Origin of the sequence: Rhizobium sp. R339 (genome assembly GCF_002211395.1) — a bacterium.
Lineage (GTDB): Bacteria > Pseudomonadota > Alphaproteobacteria > Rhizobiales > Rhizobiaceae > Rhizobium.
In genome coordinates this window covers 194,908-211,558 of record NZ_LOKV01000026.1, presented here as the reverse complement: position 1 = coordinate 211,558, position 16,651 = coordinate 194,908, and the positions used below count along the sequence as shown (strand labels likewise).

Here is a 16,651-nt window from a genome sequence, read left to right as displayed (position 1 = left end):
GCATGCGCCGCAGCCCTTGGCAATGCCGCACCATGAACGAAAAAGCCCGCCGCCTCTTCCGGCAGCGGGTTTTCTCAAGGGTTTGGATCGGTCAGACGCCGCTCTGGCCGTCGGAACCGATATAGGCGATGCGGATCATGTTGGTGGCGCCAGGCGTGCCGAGCGGCACACCGGCCGAGATGATGATGCGGTCGCCCGGCTTGCCGAAGCCTTCGTCGGCGACGATGCGGCAGGCGCGGTTGACCATGTCGTCGAGATCGGTCGCGTCATGGGTGACGACGCAATGCAGGCCCCAGACGATGGCAAGGCGGCGCGCCGTCTTGATGATCGGCGACAGCGCCAGGATCGGCACCTGCGGACGCTCGCGCGAAGCGCGAAGGCCTGTCGTGCCCGACGAGGTGTAGCACACGATCGCCGACAGCTTCAGCGTCTCGGCGATCTGGCGGGCGGCGAGCGAAATCGCATCGGCGCCGGTCGCTTCCGGCTGGGCCCGCTGGGCATAGATGATGCCGGGATAATGCGGCTCGCGCTCGATGGCGCTGGCAATCGACGCCATGGTCGAGACGGCTTCGACGGGATAGTCGCCCGAGGCCGATTCGGCCGAGAGCATGACGGCGTCGGCACCTTCGAAGACGGCGGTCGCGACGTCGGAGACTTCGGCGCGCGTCGGCACCGGCGCCGAAATCATCGATTCCAGCATCTGCGTGGCGACGACGACAGGCTTGCCCGAGCGGCGGCAGGCACGAATCAGCTGCTTCTGGATACCCGGAACTGATTCGAGCGGCATTTCGACGCCGAGATCGCCGCGGGCGACCATCAATGCGTCGGAAAGCTCGATAATCTCTTCGATGCGCTCGAGCGCCTGCGGCTTTTCGATCTTCGACATCAGGCCGACGCGGCCGCGGGCAATCTTGCGCACTTCGGCAAGGTCGTCGGGACGCTGGACGAAGGAAAGCGCCACCCAGTCGACATCGTCGGTGGCGAGCACGGCTTCGAGGTCGGCACGGTCCTTATCCGTCAGCGCGCCGACGCCGAGCAGCGTGTCGGGAAGGCTGACGCCCTTGCGGTCGGAAATGCGCGTGCCCGATATGACCGTCGTGACGATGCTCTTGCCGTCGCATTTTTCGGCGCGCAACGCGAGCTTGCCGTCGTCGATCAGCAGCCGGTGGCCGGGCTGCACCGATTCCAGGATTTCGGGATGCGGCAGGTAGACGCGGTTCTGATCACCGAGCGCTTCGTTGTTGTCGAGTGTGAAGGTCTGGCCGGGCTTCAGGTCGACCTTGCTGTCGACGAATTTGCCGACACGCAGTTTCGGTCCCTGCAGATCGGCGAGAATGCCGATCGGCCGGCCGGAGCGCGCCTCGACCGAGCGGATACGCTGGATGAGCGTGCGCATCAGGTCGTGGCTCGCATGGCTCATATTGATGCGGAAGACGTCGGCACCGGCCTGGTGCAGCTTCTCGATCATCGATTCCTCGGAGGAGGCAGGCCCGAGGGTGGCGAGGATTTTAATTTTGCGATTACGCTTCATCAATTCTGACTTTCTTGCGTCCCTGGGGTGTCGGAGAGTTGAACCATCCAGCTGCCCTGGCGGCCCGTATCGTATTCCTTGAATCCCATCTTCTGATAACCCCGGGCATAACAATCCTGCACACCCGTAATCTTGAATTCGTTTTCCGCCACGCACATCTGCACGTCGCCCGTCCATCGTCCTCCCCGGGCGGCGTCTTCTGCGTAGAGGTAATAATAGCGCGACTGCAATTCTCCCTCGATCAGCGTGGCGCAGGTCGTTGCCGGCACCTGCCACCAGCCTTCGGTGATCCAGCCGTCCTTGGCCCGGTATCCGATGGCGACGCCGACCAGATTCTGCGTTCCGTTGCAGACGCGGAAATCCGCGCGTGCGGCATCTGCGATGAAGAACGGCATGGCGGCTGCAAGAGCGAACAGAGCGAGACGGGCCAGCGGCCCGGACCGCGTGAGGAAACTTGGCGCGGCTTGGATCAACACGGCTCCCAAATAGCTCCACGGTTATTCGTATCCGTGTCTTCTTGCGCCGCCGTCATGCGAAAGTCAACGCAATGCTAATCGATTATATTTCCTTTCATAACCTGTTCGTTCCGGTTCATATCGGCGCCCCGCCACCTGCCGCGCTTGAACCTGCCGCAGGCACGTGCGATCACTGAGCCCGACTGCGCAATGACGAACGGCAATTCCTTCATGGATGACTTCCAATCCTTCGAAATCCTACCCGGAAAACATGACAAAGGCATGGTGATCCTAGCCGATCACGCGATGAACCGTCTTCCCGCCCGGTATGAGAAGCTCGGCCTGCCCGAGTCTGCCTTTGCCCGCCATATCGCCTATGACATCGGCATCGAAGGCCTGACGCGGCAGCTTTCGGCAAAGCTCGGCGTGCCGGCGGTGCTCGGCGGCTTCTCGCGGCTGCTGATCGATCCGAACCGCGGCGAGGACGATCCGACGCTGATCATGAAGATTTCCGATGGGGCCGTCATACCGGGCAATCATCCGATCACGCCGCAGGAATGGAATGCCCGCATCGAAACCTACCATCGTCCTTATCACGGCGCCGTGGCGGAGATGATCGACGCAGTGGCGAACGCCACCGGCAAGGCGCCGCTGGTGCTGTCGTTGCATTCCTACACGCCCGCCTGGAAGAGCATTCCCCGGCCCTGGCACGCCGCCGTCCTCTGGGACAGCGACCGGCGCGCCGTCGGCCCGCTGCTCGATCTGCTGCGCGCCGATCCGGATCTCGTCGTCGGCGACAACGAACCCTATGACGGCGCCCTGAAGGGCGATACCATGTACCGCCACTGCATGGTGACGGGCATCCCGCACGCGCTGCTCGAAGTGCGCCAGGATCTGATCGCGGACGAGGCCGGCATATCGGCATGGGCCGAGCGCCTCGCGCCGATCTTTGCCGTCATGAATGCCGATCCCGCCTTGCACGAATACGACGTCCATGTCTCGCGCACAGGGCCTTATTGACGGGAAAGGAGAGCGAGATGACCGCGCTCAGCAAGGAACAGCAGACCGAATTCGAAGCCGCCGCCTTCCGCCGCCTCGTCGCCCATCTGCGCGAGCGCAGCGATGTCCAGAACATCGACCTGATGAACCTGGCCGGCTTCTGCCGCAACTGCCTGTCGAACTGGTACCGCGAAGCCGCCGAGGCCGAAGGTGTCGCCGTCACCAGGGACGAATCACGCGAGATGGTCTATGGCATTCCCTATGAGGAATGGAAGAAACTCCATCAGAACGAGGCCTCGCCTGTGCAAAAGGCCTCTTTTGAGCTGAACAACCCGCACAAATAGCCCACCCGAGCCCGAACAGGCTTGACCGTGACGCCGCTTTCGCGGCAGTCACTGGCATCCAAAATCGATCACCAATCAGGAGAACACGATGTCTGATGCTCATGGCGTCGCCCGCGATCAGCTTCGCGCTTTCATCGAGCGCATTGAAAGGCTGGAAGAAGAAAAGAAGACCATCGCCGACGACATCAAGGACGTCTATGGCGAAGCCAAGGGCATGGGCTTCGATACCAAGATCCTGAAGAAGGTCGTGGCGCTGCGCAAGAAGGACGAGCAGGAACGCATGGAAGAGGAAGCGATCCTCGACACCTACCTGCACGCGCTCGGCATGATCGAGGCGCCGCCGGAAGGCTGATACGCTTGGCATCGCTGATGTCTACAAGCCGCCGGCCTCCCGGCGGCTTTTCTTTTTGTTAGGCTGTAAGCCAAGGATCGCCTGGCCGGACGGAACGGCCAAAAGAAAAACCGCCGGATCGCTCCAGCGGTTTTTTGATATTCAAACGATCGGCAGGCTCAGTTCGTATTGAACTTGCGCACTTCCATGAAGTTGACGGCCGTGCCGCTGAAGCGGGCCGGATCGACCGAGGCGGTCTTGACGTTGAAGCCCTCGGCATAGACGGACGTCGGCTGGGCGCGCATCGTCTGGCTGACGAAGCGCGGCGCCTTGACCTGTTTGGAAGCCATTTCAAGCCGGGCGTTGGTCAGCGCCCACTGCGAAATCATCTTCTGCGTCAGCTTCGGCTCGGTCCGGACGGTCGCACGGCTGGCATCGGCTGCGGCAGCTTGCTTCTGCGTCGGGCGGCCGCCCTTGGTCGGAAGGCCGGGCGCTACGGCATCTTCGGCGGCCGGCACGTCGAAACCGTCGCCAAAGCTTGCAGATTTTGTTACCGGCGCCAATGCAGCAAGCTGCAGCGTCGGTTTTTCGGCAGGCGCCTGTTGCGGCATCGCGGCGGCGATCGCCTGCTCAACGCTCATCTGAGGCTGCTGCGAGGCAACGTCGCTTTCGGCCGCCTTGTCGTTCTGCTGCTCGAGTGCCGCTGCAACGTCAGGCGAGAGCGTACCCTGATCGGCCTCGTCGGCCTCTGCTTCCGGATCGGCAGTGGCTGCGGCAAGCAGGTTCTCGGCAACGGCAGGCCGTTCGACCGGAGTCGGAACCGTCAGGCCGTTCTGCATGTTCGGATCGACCGAGGCGACCTCGGCGTCGCCAGGCGCGCGGCGCTGGCCGAGAAGCGAGGGAACCGGAATGCTGTAGGCGCTGAGATCGGCAAACTGTTGCGGCTGGGCCTGATCGGCCGGAAGCGCTGCGGCAAGGGCCTGCTGTGCGGCATTACCCGAAGACGGCGCCACCAGCGCGCTCGCCATTTCGGCCGGCTGGTTGCTGAATGCCGGGCGAACCTGCGGCACCGGGGCGTTCAGGTCGGCGACTTCGGTCTGCTGCGGCTCAACAGCGGCAGGAGCAGGAGCCGGTGCAGCCTTCGGCGGCGTCGCCTTGGCGACCGCGACAGGAGCGGAATCATCCGAATCGTCTTCCTGCTCGTCCGCTCCGCCGCCGAAGAGGGCGGCAAACAGCGTCTTGTGCTTCGGCGCCGATTCCGAAGCGCTGGCGATTTCGATCTGCGTGCCGCTGGCGCGGCGCTTGTAGTCGGCCATCGCCTGCTGGTAGCCCGGCAGCGGCTTGCCATCGGCCGGAATATGGATGGTATTGCCATTGGGGAAAAGCCGGACGAGCTCGTCGCGGCTCATGCGCGGCCAGGCGCGAACACCGCCGACATCCATGTGCACGAAGGGCGAACCCGATTTCGGGTAGAAGCCGACACCGCCGACCTGCATCTTCATGCCGATGCCGCGAAGCGTCGCGAGCTTGACGTCGGGAATGAAGAAGTCCATCGCCTTGCCGAGCATATGCTGGCTCTTTTCGGCGACGCCGGATTTGCGCGAGCGGCCGCGCAGCATTTCGTTGGTTGCCGGCGAGCGGAATCCGCAGACGACGTTGATATAGTCCCGCGAGCCGCTCTGGCGATAGACTTCCCAGATCAGGTCGAACAGGCGCGGATCCATCTTCGTCGGCTGGTTCTTGCGCCAGTCGCGTAGGAAGCGGTTCAGCTGCTCCAGACCCTTGGGGTCGAACTTGCCGTTTCGCTTATAGGTGATGACGGCCTTTTCACCGGTATGGATGAAATAGAGCTTGAGGCTGCGGGTATCACCCGCGGCCTGAGACGGCGTACTGACGAATACCGGTGAGGAAACCGCAAGCGCAAGAAGGGCGGCCGCTGCCGTCCTCACTGCCTTTCCGCAGATGTCGGCGCACAAAGAACGCCAGCTCAAGCGCGAAGGCTTGGAATTCCCATTCAGATTCGGCAACTCGATCCCCGTCAGACAGACAATGTCCCGTACTGTCTCAGATGACTGTCAAATGCGGTCACACGATGGCAAAAATGCCACACATGATCAACCTTTTCTTTACATAGTGAACGAGCCACTAACAAGTGGTTTATGATCAGTAACAAATCGTGGTTGCCTGAGTCTTAATAAATAGGGCTTAGGCCGCATCTTTCTGGGGATTATCGGGATCTATGCCGTAATCTTTGAGCTTGCGATAAAGTGTGGACCGCCCGATGCCAAGTTTGCGCGCCACTTGACTCATCTGCCCGCGATAGAATTTGAGTGCGAATCGGATGAGTTCCTCCTCGACATCGGCGAGCTTGCGCACATCGCCTGACGGATTGACGCTGGCGATTGCGTTGTCGGAAGTCTCCGGCAGCCGGTGATGCAGCTCTCCCGGCGTCGGCGTCCGGTAATCCTCGCTGTAGGCTTCATCAGGGTCGAGGCCGGTATTGTCGGCAACGAGCGCTAGGTGATCCACCACTTCATATTCCGGAAGCTGTGCGGCGATCTGCGGGAAGTCCGACTCTGTCAGCTCCGGCCCTTCGGCCAGAACGACCGCACGGAAGATCGCGTTTTCGAGCTGCCGGATATTGCCCGGCCAGTCATAGGCGGTCAAAAGCGCCAGCGCGCCCGAGTTCACCGTCATGCGGCGGCCGTTCTTCTGCTCGCTGGAGAAACGGTCGGCAAAGACGCGTACCAGGTGCGGAATGTCTTCCTTGCGCTTGCGCAGTGCCGGAATGGTGATCGGGAAGACGTTGAGGCGATAATAGAGGTCCTCGCGGAAGTGGCCGTTTTTGACCTCCTCGATCAGATCCTTGTTGGTTGCCGAAATCAGCCGGACATTCACCTTGTGCGCGGTGCGCGCGCCGACGGTCTCGATCTCGCCCTGCTGCACGGCCCGTAGCAGCTTCACCTGCACTTCGAGCGGCAAGTCGCCGATCTCGTCAAGGAAGATGGTGCCGCCGTCGGCTTCCATGAATTTGCCGATGTGACGTTCGGTTGCACCCGTAAAGGCGCCCTTCTCATGGCCGAAGAGGATGCTCTCGACGAGATTGTGCGGGATCGCACCGCAATTGACGGTGACGAACGGCTTGTTCGAGCGCTCGCCGCCGGACTGGATGGCGCGCGCCACCAGTTCCTTGCCGACGCCTGATTCGCCTTCGAGTACGACCGGAATATTGGATTGCGCCGCCCGCTGGGCGAGATCGATGACGCGGATCATCGCCGGGCTTGCCGAGACGATGTCATCGAAGCCGACGGAGCCGGAGCGAGACCGGCGTCCGGCCCGCGCCTTCACTTCGCGCTGGTCGAGCTTCATCGCGTTCGAGATCGAGGTGGCAATGCGTTCGGGAGAGACCGGCTTGACGACGAAATCGAAGGCCCCGGCGCGCATCGCCTGCACCACGGTTTCGATCCCGCCCTGCCCTGTCTGAACGATGACGGGGATCTGCGTGCCGAATTCATGAAGCGCGTCGAGGAATTCGAGGCCGGTCATTTCGGGCATCATCAGGTCGAGCACGATGACGTTGAAAAGGCCGCTGTCGCGCTTGACCATTTCAAGGCCGATCCGGCCGTTTTCCGCCTGGTGCACGACATGGCCGTGACGCTCGATTGCGTTTTTGAGCAGGCGGCGCTGCACCGGGTCGTCTTCGACCACGAGGATTTGCCCTGCTCCCTTGAGCTCATTGTAACCGGTCATTGTCGCCTCACTTCATGCGAAACCATGAAGCGCACTCTGGCAGAAAGGCTTGAACATCCAGTTTTGAGAAACAATTGCATTTTAACGATTGCGACGACCGGTTTTCGTGCCGAAGCGACGCCTTTTGCGGGCCGAAAAGCCGTGGATACGGGGCCTCGCCGCGCTTGCAGCGCCGCTCGGCCCTTCGGCCGCTGTAACACTTTGAGCCTACCCGCCGTGCTTTCCGAAAATCGATTCCGATTTTCAGGCCGATGCGCTAGACAAGCAAACCTGTTATAAAGTGGAGAGGAATTGCGCCCATGAAAATCAAGTTCCCGCACGCCGGCCTTCTCTTGTCGCCAGCAGCGCCGGCTGGGCCCGCCGATCCCGCGCTCGGCGATCTGCCGGTCTGGAAGCTGCAGGATCTCTATCCCTCCGCCACCTCCACCGCTTTCGTCGCCGACATGGAAAAAGCCGGCAAGGCCGCGATCGCCTTCGAAGAGAAGTGGAAGGGCAAGCTCGCTGACGCGGCGTTGAAGACCGGCGACGAGGGCATCGGCGCGGCGCTGAAGGAATATGAGGCGCTGGACGATCTCATGGGCCGCCTCGGCTCCTTTGCCGGCCTCACCTATTTCTCCGACACCACCAACCCCGCCAACGGCAAGCTCTATGGCGACGTGCAGACCAAGATCACCGAATTCTCGGGCCATCTGCTGTTCTTCGCGCTGGAACTGAACCGCATCGACGACGCCGTGATCGACGCCTCGATGGCGAACGACTCCGATGCCGGCCACTACCGCCCCTGGCTGGTCGATCTCAGGAAAGACAAGCCCTACCAGCTGGACGACAGGCTGGAGCAGCTCTTCCTCGAAAAGTCGATGACATCGGCCGCCGCCTTCAATCGTCTGTTCGACGAAACCATGGCGGAACTCCGCTATGAGATCGACGGCGAAAAAGTGCCGCTCGAAGTGGCGCTGAACATGCTGCAGGAAAAGGATCCCGAGGCGCGGCGGAAGGCCGCCATGGCGCTCGCCGAAACCTTCAAGGCCAATATCCGCATCTTCACGCTGATCACCAATACGCTTGCCAAGGACAAGGATATCTCCGACCGCTGGCGCGGCTTCGAGGACATCGCCGACTCCAGGCATCTCGCCAACCGCGTCGAGCGCGAGGTCGTCGATGCGCTCGCTGCCGCCGTCCGGGAAGCCTATCCCCGCCTTTCGCACCGCTATTATAGAATGAAGGCGAAATGGCTCGGCATGGAGCAGATGAATTTCTGGGACCGCAACGCGCCCCTGCCGGAAACCTCCGGCGCCGTCATCTCCTGGCCCGAAGCGAAGGAAACCGTTCTTTCGGCCTATGGCAATTTCGCCCCTGAGATGGCCGATATAGCCAGGCGCTTCTTCGACGAGCAGTGGATCGATGCTCCGGTCCGCCCCGGCAAGGCGCCCGGCGCCTTCGCCCATCCGACGGTGCCATCGGCCCATCCATACGTGCTCGTCAATTACATGGGCAAGCCGCGCGACGTGATGACGCTTGCCCATGAACTCGGCCACGGCGTGCACCAGGTTCTCGCCGGCGCGCAAGGGGCACTGATGTGCCAGACGCCGCTGACCCTTGCCGAAACCGCATCCGTCTTCGGCGAGATGCTGACCTTCCGCGCGCTTCTGGAAAAGACCACCGACAAGCGCGAGCGCAAGGCGATGCTCGCCCAGAAGGTCGAGGACATGATCAATACGGTCGTGCGCCAGATCGCCTTCTACGAATTCGAGCGCAAGCTGCACACCGCCCGCAAGGCAGGTGAACTCACAGCCGACGACATTGGCGAACTCTGGCTCTCCGTCCAGTCGGAAAGCCTCGGGCCGGCGATCAACATTTCCGAGGGCTACGAGACCTACTGGGCCTATATCCCCCACTTCATCCACTCGCCCTTCTATGTCTACGCCTATGCCTTCGGCGATTGCCTGGTGAATTCGCTCTATGCCGTCTACCAGAAGGCTGACAAGGGTTTCCAAGAGAAGTATTTCGAGCTGCTGAAGGCCGGCGGCACCAAGCATCACTCCGAGCTGCTGAAGCCTTTCGGCCTCGACGCCACCGATCCGTCGTTCTGGAGCCAGGGCCTGTCGATGATCGAAGGGCTGATCGACGAATTGGAAGCTTTGGATAGGGCGTAAGGCGCGGCCACACTTTAGAGCGAGGCCATGGTGGGCTATTGATCCGCCAACCGCATTCTGCAACGTCCACGAGGAACCATGACGGCAGCCCCATCTCCCTCATTCCTGTGCTCGTCACAGGAATCCAGCGCGCCCAAGTCCTTGGGCGCTAGAGACTCTTTATCTGCCAGAAATGAGTCATTTACGGCGCGGACGCGCCGTGGCTGGATTCCTGTGACAAGCACAGGAATGAGGGAGGTGGGGGTTACTCCGGTCTCGACCTACCGCAGCGAAACCACGAGCTTCGCATCGCCCAGCGCCGCAGAGAGCAAAACCATCGCAGGCATTGGATAGCCAAGCCAGATGCGGCGCAATCATGTCTGATCCCTATATTCTCTTCCGCGACGACACGACCAGCCAGGTGATGCTTTTCGCCGAGCCGGCCGAGATCATTATAGCGAGGAGGCGCGCCGAATTCTTCGCCGGCCTTGTCAGGATGGAAGAGGCCAAGGCCGAAGGCAAATGGCTTGCGGGCTACATGGCCTATGAGGCCGGATATCTCTTCGAGGAAAAACTCGCCTCCTTCGCTGACGAAAACCGCGAGACGCCGCTTCTCTGTTTCGGCGTCTTCGACACTCCGCAGCCGGACACGCATCCGCTTGCCCAGCCAAAACAGCGCCTCGAAAATGGGGAATTTCTCACTCGGCCGAAAGCCGCCTGGGATTTCCCTATATATAAAGAGCGTTTCGACCGCCTTCACGAGCACCTGCGGCTCGGCGACGCCTATCAGGCGAACCTCACCATGTCGGTCGAGGCCCGCTGGAACGGCGATCCTCGTGCCGCCTTCTGGTCGCTGATCGAACGCCAGCCGGTCAAATACGGCGCTCTGGTCGATCTCGGCGGCCCGATCATCCTGTCGCGCTCGCCCGAACTCTTCTTCCGCACCGACGAGCAAGGCTGGATCGAAACCCATCCGATGAAGGGCACGGCCAGACGCGGCGCCACCGCCGCCGAGGATGCCGAAATCATCGCGGCCATGCGCGCTGACATCAAGACGCAGGCCGAAAACCGCATGATCGTCGATCTGCTGCGCAACGACATCTCCCGCATCACCGAGGTCGGCACGCTCGACGTCCCGAAGCTCTTCGATGTCGAGACCTATCCGACCGTCCACCAGATGGTGAGCCACGTGCAGGCAAGGCTCACTCCCGGCCTTTCGATCCGCGACGTCTTTGCCGCGCTCTTTCCCTGCGGGTCGATCACCGGCGCGCCGAAGATGCGGGCGATGGAGATCCTCCACACGCTCGAGGATGCCCCCCGCGACGCCTATTGCGGCGCGATCGGCATGATCTCTCCGTCAGGCGCCATGCGTTTTTCCGTCGCCATTCGCACCATCACGCTTTTTGACGGCGGCAGGGCCGTCTTCAATGTCGGCGGCGGCATCGTCTTCGATTCCACAGCCGAGGCCGAATATGAGGAATGCCTGCTCAAGGCCCGCTTCGCCGTCGGCGACCAGTGGATCGCGCGATGACCGATTTTTCGCTGATCGAGACACTGCGCTGGCAGCCCAGAGAAGGCTTCGTCCGGCTGCGCCTGCATCTTGCCCGGCTTTTCCGCTCGGCCCGCCGCCTCGGCTTCCCGCAACCGGCCGGCGCGGGGGCAAAGCTCGATGAGGCCGTCGCGGGTGCGACGGCTTCATTGCGCGTCCGCCTGACCTTCGACGCGCAGGGCCGAATCGAGGTGACGAGCGCTCCCTTCGTCCCGCTGGCGCCGCAGACCGTCTGGACAGTCCGTATCGCCAAGACTCGCCTTCACTCAGCCGATAGGCTGTTGCGCGTCAAGACCACACGGCGCGCCGTCTATGAAGCCGCACGTGCTGAATATGCTCCTGATGAAGCCGATGAAGTCATCCTATTTAACGAACGCGGCGAAGTCTGCGAAGGCACCATCACCTCCATCTTTCTCGACGACGGAAGCGGCATCCTGCGGACCCCGCCCATTTCCTCCGGCTTGCTGGCGGGCGTGCTGCGCACCGAGCTCATCTGCCAACGCAAGGCCCGTGTCGGCCGTCTTGCGCTTGCCGATCTCGATACCGGCACGCTTTACCTCGGCAACTCGCTGCGCGGCCTGATCCGCGCCAACCTCATCAGGAGCTGATCATGTTCATCCTCTCCCTCACCTACCGCAAATCCAGCGAGGAAGCCGACCGGCACATGGAGCCGCACATGGCCTGGGTGAAGGAGGGCTATGCCAAGGGGTGGTTCCTCGCCTCCGGCCGCAAAGTGCCCCGCACCGGCGGCGCGATCCTCGCGATCGGCAATCGCGCCGAAATCGAAGCCTATGTCGCCGCCGACCCCTTCACCATCCACGGCGTCGCCGAATACGACATCACCGAGCTTGCCGTGACGACGACGGCCGAAGGATTGGAAATCCTGAAACGCTGATTTTGCGGGAGGTCGGATGATCTCGCTCCTTGCCAGCTCGCCCGCCCGATATTTGAGCTTTCCCCCTCAACGCTCTTTATTGTGACGCCATTTTATGGTTAGAGCCGGTCACTTCGCATTTCTGCGGCTATTTCAAAAAGAATTCTTCAGGCTTAACGCCTTCGTCCCCTTCCACAGGAGAAAAGAATGACGGACAAGAACCATCCGGTATATGCCGAAATTACCGGTCCGATCGTGATGATCGGCTTTGGCTCCATCGGCCGCGGCACGCTGCCGCTGATCGAGCGCCACTTCAAATTCGACAAGAGCCGGATGGTCGTCATCGACCCGCGCGAAGAACCCTCCGACATGGAGATCCTGAAGAAGCACGGCGTCCGCCATATCAAGGAATATGTCACCAAGGACAATTACAAGGAGCTGCTGAAGCCGCTTCTGACCGAAGGCGAAGGCCAGGGTTTCTGCGTCAACCTCTCGGTCGACACCTCCTCGCTCGACCTTATCAAGCTCTGCCGCAAGCATGACGTGCTCTACGTCGACACGGTCGTCGAGCCCTGGCTCGGCTTCTATTTCGACAAGGGCATGAGCAATGCCGACCGCACCAACTATGCGCTGCGCGAAACCGTGCGCAAGGAAAAGGCGAAGAACCCGGGCGGCGCCACGGCCGTTTCCACCTGCGGCGCCAATCCGGGCATGGTCTCCTGGTTCGTCAAGCAGGCGCTCGTTAACCTCGCCAACGACACGGGCCTGAAGTTCGACGAACCGGACCAGCACGATCGTGAAGGCTGGGCCAAGCTGATGAAGAAGCTCGGCGTCAAGGGCGTCCACATCGCCGAGCGCGATACCCAGCGCACCAAGCATCCGAAGCCGCTGAACGTCTTCTGGAATACATGGTCGGTCGAAGGCTTCATCTCCGAAGGCATGCAGCCGGCCGAACTCGGCTGGGGCACGCATGAACAATGGATGCCGAAGAACGCCAAGAAGCACAAGAAAGGCAACAAGGCGGCGATCTACCTGGAGCAGCCGGGTGCCAACACCCGCGTGCGCACCTGGTGCCCGACCCCCGGCCCGCAATACGGCTTCCTCGTCACCCATAACGAGTCGATCTCGATCGCCGATTATTTCACGGTCCGCGACAAGGACGGTGAAGTGACCTTCCGCCCGACCTGCCACTATGCTTATCATCCGGCCAATGACGCCGTGCTCTCGCTGCATGAGATGTTCGGCAATGGCGGCACGCCGCAGCCGGTCCATCACGTTCTCGACGAGGACGAGCTGGAGGACGGCATCGACGAACTCGGCGTCCTGCTCTACGGCCACGAGAAGAATGCCTATTGGTACGGCTCGCGTCTGTCGCTGGAAGAAACCCGCCGCATCGCCCCCTACCAGAACGCCACCGGCCTGCAGGTGACCTCAGCCGTTCTCGCCGGCATGGTCTGGGCGCTGGAAAACCCGAAGGCCGGTATCGTCGAAGCCGACGAGATCGACTACAAGCGCTGCCTCGAAGTGCAGATGCCCTATCTCGGCCCGGTCGAAGGCCACTATACCGACTGGACCCCGCTCGACGGCCGTCCGGGTCTCTTCCCCGAGGATATCGACACCAAGGATCCCTGGCAGTTCAGGAACATCCTCGTTCGCTGAGACCGTCAGTGCAACTTGAAGATGCCCGCCGCAAGGCGGGCATTTTTGTAACGCCGGCTGTATAAATGCTGCCCGCCACCTTGCAAGACTTGCCATCCTCACCGGTGCACGCCATGTTTTGCCCGAACTGCAGCGGGTTCCGCCCGCGCCGAATCGCCGGGAGAAGCCTTATGAAAATCAAAACTGGTCTCGTTCTTGTCGGTGCAGCAGCCGCGCTTGCCGCCTGCGTTTCATCGGGACCGCGCCCCCTGCCGGTTGCAAACACGCCCGCACCCACCGGCGTCGAAGGCGAGTGGACGGACGCCAACGGTTTGACCTCAACATTTTCGAGCGGCCAATTCGTTACTCGCACAAGCGACGGAACAAACACCCAGATGGCATCGGGAACATATACAACGAGCCCCGATGGGATTATTCAAATTAACCTCTATTCAAATGTGAAAAGAACGACGTCTCTCGTCAATTGCGCCTTGATCGGGTCTAGTCAGCTGAATTGTACCACCGCAACGGGTTCGCAATTTACACTCTCCCGTCGCGGCTAACAGATCGATGTGACCGGATTGCCGGGACAAGCACGATGAGAGCCTTCGCCGGCTATGCGTTTTTACTGCTCGCAATGCCGCTTGCGGCAATTGCCGTTGTTCTGCCGGCCAACGTCTATCGTGCCCAAGGCATCGCGGCTCCCGATTGCGACGGACCGCTGCAGGTTTTGATCTTCGCCGTGCCGGCCGTTCTGATCTATGGCGCAGGCGCATTCCTTGCCTATCGGGCCGGCCGACGCTTTCACCGGATCGTCGCCGTGTTGTGCCTGATCATTGCGCTCGCCACTCTTCCCAACATCGCCGAAGCGGCACGCGAGCTCTACCGGAACGCCGCTGACGGCGAATGCCTGGGATAAGCCGATCCGGCTTTCCCGGGATGAGCCAATCCGGCTTTTTTGTTCCTTCCCCCTTGGAAAGCGTCCCGTCAGGCCCAGCTTTTCCTTGCGGTCGTGCACCGTCTGGTAGAACATCCGCGTGCCGGGAATTGCCTCGGCGAACCATGGAAGGGATCGGCGGGGATCGGGGGATCTCCCGCCTCAATCAGGAGAACAGGGATGACGAAGTCTTTCAGCTTCGGTCTTTTGACCGCGTCCATGCTGACGCTGAGCGCGGGTGCCGCCTTTGCGGATTACGAACTCAATATTCTTCACATCAACGATTTCCATTCACGCATCGAATCGATCAACAAGTTCGACTCCACCTGCTCGGCCGAAGAGGAAGGCAAGAAGGAATGCTTCGGCGGCGCGGCCCGCCTGAAGACTGCGATCGACCAGCGCCGTCAGGCACTGTCGGGCAAGAATGTCCTTCTCCTGAATGCTGGCGACAATTTCCAGGGCTCCCTCTTCTACACGACCTATAAGGGCGCGGCCGAAGCCGAATTCCTCAACATGATGAAGTTCGACGCGATGACCGTCGGCAACCATGAATTCGACGACAGCGAGGACGGGCTCGCGACCTTCCTCGACAAGGTGCAATTCCCTGTCGTGACGGCAAACGTGAAGGCGAGAGCCGCTTCCAAGCTCGGCGACCGCATCAAGCCGTCGCTGGTGCTCGATGTCGGCGGCCAGAAGATCGGCATCGTCGGCGCCGTCACCAACGATACGCCGGAACTGTCCTCGCCCGGCCCGAACGTCACCATCGAAGATGACGTTCAGACCATCACATCAGCCGTCCAGGATCTGAAAGGTCAGGGCGTCAACAAGATCATCGCACTCACACATGTCGGATACCCCCGCGACCTCGCCGTGATTGCCAAGATTCCTGACGTCGATGTCGTCGTCGGCGGCCATTCGCACAGCCTGCTCTCGAACACCGACGCGAAGGCCGAAGGTCCCTACCCGACGATGGTCGACAATCCCGGCGGCTACAAGGTGCCGGTCGTTCAGGCGGCCTCCTACAGCAAATATCTCGGCGATCTCGTCGTCAATTTCGATGATAACGGCGTCGTCAAGGATGCCAAGGGCGACCCGATCCTGATCGATTCCTCCTTCACGCCCGATCCGGCCGTCGTCACCCGCGTCGCCGAACTGGCAAAGCCGATCGAGGAACTGCGCAAGAAAGTCATCGGCGCCTCCGAAGGCCCGATCGAGGGCGACCGCAAGGTCTGCCGCGTCAAGGAATGCTCGATGGGCAATCTGGTGGCCGACGCCATGCTTGACCGCACCAGGAACCAGGGCATCACCATTGCCTTCCAGAACGGCGGCGGCCTGCGCGCTTCGATCGACGGCGGCGACGTCACCCAGGGCGAGGTCATCACCGTCCTGCCGTTCCAGAACACACTCGCCACCTTCGAGACGACTGGCGCCGATGTCGTCAAGGCGCTCGAAAACGGTGTCAGCCAGATCGACCAGGGCGCCGGGCGCTTCCCGCAGGTCGCCGGTCTGAAATTCTCCTTCGACCAGTCTAAGCCTGTCGGCAGCCGCGTCAGCGATGTCCAGGTGAAGGAGGGCGACAACTTCGCTCCGATCGACCAGGCCAAGACCTACAAAATCGCCACCAACAATTTCATGCGGGCCGGCGGCGATGGCTATTCGATCTTCAAGGAAGGCAAGAACGCCTATGATTTCGGCCCGGATCTCGCCGACGTGACCGCCGGATATCTGGCCGCGCACTCACCTTACAAACCCTATACCGACGGCCGCGTCACCGAAATTGGCGCGACCGTAGCCCAGGCGCCCGCCGCCGAACCGGCTGCTCCGGCAGCCCCGGCAACCGAGCCCGCTCCTGCCCCTGCGGCGCCGGCCCCGGCCCCGGCCACCCCGGCAGCACCCGCGCCCGCCCCCGAACCAGCGCCGGCAGCCTCTGCACCCGCTGCAACGACGCCGTCCACCCACGTCATCGCCGCAGGCGACACCTTCTGGGATCTTGCCGTCACCTTCTATGGCGACGGCACGCTGTGGCGGAAGCTCTCGGAGGCGAACGGCAGTCCGAACCCGCGCCACCTGACGGTCGGCAAGGAGATCGAAGTTCCGGCGAAATAAGACAA

Annotated in this window: 15 protein-coding genes; 11 read left to right on the top strand and 4 right to left on the bottom strand. The window is 61.7% G+C overall.

All coding sequences use genetic code 11. The features are described from left to right. Window positions 1–91 precede the first annotated feature (91 nt). The gene (gene pyk, locus ATY76_RS27935) at window positions 92–1,531 is read right to left on the bottom strand and encodes a pyruvate kinase (RefSeq protein WP_088677897.1); all 1,440 of its coding nucleotides are present in this window, start codon (window positions 1,529–1,531) and stop codon (window positions 92–94) included. Beyond that, a complete protein-coding gene (locus tag ATY76_RS27930) occupies window positions 1,531–2,016 on the bottom strand; it encodes a DUF1036 domain-containing protein (RefSeq protein ID WP_088677896.1) in 486 nt (161 codons plus the stop codon). Before ATY76_RS27930 ends, pyk begins: the two co-directional genes overlap by 1 nt. 201 nt (window positions 2,017–2,217) lie before the next feature. On the opposite strand from ATY76_RS27930, the gene ATY76_RS27925 reads away from it, so the two are divergent. The 3 genes from ATY76_RS27925 to ATY76_RS27915 all read left to right on the top strand — a co-directional run bounded on the left by ATY76_RS27925 (window position 2,218) and on the right by ATY76_RS27915 (window position 3,681). Next, entirely contained in the window at window positions 2,218–3,006 is a 789-nt protein-coding gene (locus tag ATY76_RS27925) for an N-formylglutamate amidohydrolase (RefSeq protein ID WP_088677895.1), read from the top strand. A 17-nt stretch (window positions 3,007–3,023) separates the two neighbouring features. Beyond that, entirely contained in the window at window positions 3,024–3,329 is a 306-nt protein-coding gene (locus ATY76_RS27920) for a DUF1244 domain-containing protein (RefSeq protein WP_088677894.1), read from the top strand. A gap of 88 nt (window positions 3,330–3,417) precedes the next feature. Continuing rightward, on the top strand, window positions 3,418–3,681 hold the full coding sequence (locus ATY76_RS27915) for a DUF2312 domain-containing protein (RefSeq protein WP_008533181.1): 264 nt from the start codon (window positions 3,418–3,420) through the stop codon (window positions 3,679–3,681). A gap of 158 nt (window positions 3,682–3,839) precedes the next feature. Here ATY76_RS27915 and ATY76_RS27910 read toward each other — a convergent pair whose 3' ends face one another. Then, window positions 3,840–5,687, bottom strand: coding sequence for a DUF882 domain-containing protein (locus ATY76_RS27910; RefSeq protein WP_088677893.1), 1,848 nt, complete (start codon window positions 5,685–5,687; stop codon window positions 3,840–3,842). Between the two features lie 178 nt (window positions 5,688–5,865). Continuing rightward, window positions 5,866–7,410, bottom strand: a complete 1,545-nt coding sequence (locus ATY76_RS27905; RefSeq protein ID WP_088677892.1) for a sigma-54 dependent transcriptional regulator — start codon at window positions 7,408–7,410, stop codon at window positions 5,866–5,868. 299 nt (window positions 7,411–7,709) lie between these two features. On the opposite strand from ATY76_RS27905, the gene ATY76_RS27895 reads away from it, so the two are divergent. The 8 genes from ATY76_RS27895 (at window position 7,710) to ATY76_RS27855 (ending at window position 16,646) form a co-directional block, all read left to right on the top strand. Next, window positions 7,710–9,563 carry a M3 family oligoendopeptidase gene (locus ATY76_RS27895; protein ID WP_088677891.1) on the top strand — a complete coding sequence of 618 codons (1,854 nt, stop codon included), beginning with the start codon at window positions 7,710–7,712 and terminating at the stop codon, window positions 9,561–9,563. A gap of 355 nt (window positions 9,564–9,918) precedes the next feature. Continuing rightward, window positions 9,919–11,073 (top strand): aminodeoxychorismate synthase component I, encoded by a 1,155-nt coding sequence (locus ATY76_RS27885; protein ID WP_088677889.1) that lies wholly within the window; start codon window positions 9,919–9,921, stop codon window positions 11,071–11,073. Next, window positions 11,070–11,699 carry an aminotransferase class IV family protein gene (locus ATY76_RS27880; RefSeq protein ID WP_190233745.1) on the top strand — a complete coding sequence of 210 codons (630 nt, stop codon included), beginning with the start codon at window positions 11,070–11,072 and terminating at the stop codon, window positions 11,697–11,699. The genes ATY76_RS27885 and ATY76_RS27880 overlap by 4 nt, the downstream gene beginning before the upstream one ends. Window positions 11,700–11,701: 2 nt before the next feature. After that, the gene (locus ATY76_RS27875) at window positions 11,702–11,986 is read left to right on the top strand and encodes a YciI family protein (RefSeq protein ID WP_088677887.1); all 285 of its coding nucleotides are present in this window, start codon (window positions 11,702–11,704) and stop codon (window positions 11,984–11,986) included. Between the two features lie 186 nt (window positions 11,987–12,172). Beyond that, the gene (locus ATY76_RS27870; RefSeq protein WP_088677886.1) at window positions 12,173–13,624 is read left to right on the top strand and encodes a homospermidine synthase; all 1,452 of its coding nucleotides are present in this window, start codon (window positions 12,173–12,175) and stop codon (window positions 13,622–13,624) included. Between the two features lie 170 nt (window positions 13,625–13,794). Next, window positions 13,795–14,166: a hypothetical protein gene (locus tag ATY76_RS27865; protein WP_088677885.1), complete on the top strand. Its 372-nt coding sequence runs from the start codon at window positions 13,795–13,797 to the stop codon at window positions 14,164–14,166. A gap of 35 nt (window positions 14,167–14,201) precedes the next feature. After that, window positions 14,202–14,522 carry a hypothetical protein gene (locus tag ATY76_RS27860; protein ID WP_088677884.1) on the top strand — a complete coding sequence of 107 codons (321 nt, stop codon included), beginning with the start codon at window positions 14,202–14,204 and terminating at the stop codon, window positions 14,520–14,522. Window positions 14,523–14,720: 198 nt separating this feature from the next. Further along, window positions 14,721–16,646 (top strand): bifunctional metallophosphatase/5'-nucleotidase, encoded by a 1,926-nt coding sequence (locus ATY76_RS27855; protein WP_088677883.1) that lies wholly within the window; start codon window positions 14,721–14,723, stop codon window positions 16,644–16,646. Window positions 16,647–16,651: the final 5 nt, after the last annotated feature.

Bases quoted from the DNA above. Each gene is read 5' to 3' on its own strand.
- pyk (WP_088677897.1), bottom strand. From the start codon at position 1,531: ATGAAGCGTAATCGCAAAATTAAAATCCTCGCCACCCTCGGGCCTGCC.
- ATY76_RS27925 (WP_088677895.1), top strand. From the start codon at position 2,218: ATGGATGACTTCCAATCCTTCGAAATCCTACCCGGAAAACATGACAAA.
- ATY76_RS27920 (WP_088677894.1), top strand. From the start codon at position 3,024: ATGACCGCGCTCAGCAAGGAACAGCAGACCGAATTCGAAGCCGCCGCC.
- ATY76_RS27915 (WP_008533181.1), top strand. From the start codon at position 3,418: ATGTCTGATGCTCATGGCGTCGCCCGCGATCAGCTTCGCGCTTTCATC.
- ATY76_RS27905 (WP_088677892.1), bottom strand. From the start codon at position 7,410: ATGACCGGTTACAATGAGCTCAAGGGAGCAGGGCAAATCCTCGTGGTC.
- ATY76_RS27895 (WP_088677891.1), top strand. From the start codon at position 7,710: ATGAAAATCAAGTTCCCGCACGCCGGCCTTCTCTTGTCGCCAGCAGCG.
- ATY76_RS27885 (WP_088677889.1), top strand. From the start codon at position 9,919: ATGTCTGATCCCTATATTCTCTTCCGCGACGACACGACCAGCCAGGTG.
- ATY76_RS27880 (WP_190233745.1), top strand. From the start codon at position 11,070: ATGACCGATTTTTCGCTGATCGAGACACTGCGCTGGCAGCCCAGAGAA.
- ATY76_RS27875 (WP_088677887.1), top strand. From the start codon at position 11,702: ATGTTCATCCTCTCCCTCACCTACCGCAAATCCAGCGAGGAAGCCGAC.
- ATY76_RS27870 (WP_088677886.1), top strand. From the start codon at position 12,173: ATGACGGACAAGAACCATCCGGTATATGCCGAAATTACCGGTCCGATC.
- ATY76_RS27865 (WP_088677885.1), top strand. From the start codon at position 13,795: ATGAAAATCAAAACTGGTCTCGTTCTTGTCGGTGCAGCAGCCGCGCTT.
- ATY76_RS27860 (WP_088677884.1), top strand. From the start codon at position 14,202: ATGAGAGCCTTCGCCGGCTATGCGTTTTTACTGCTCGCAATGCCGCTT.
- ATY76_RS27855 (WP_088677883.1), top strand. From the start codon at position 14,721: ATGACGAAGTCTTTCAGCTTCGGTCTTTTGACCGCGTCCATGCTGACG.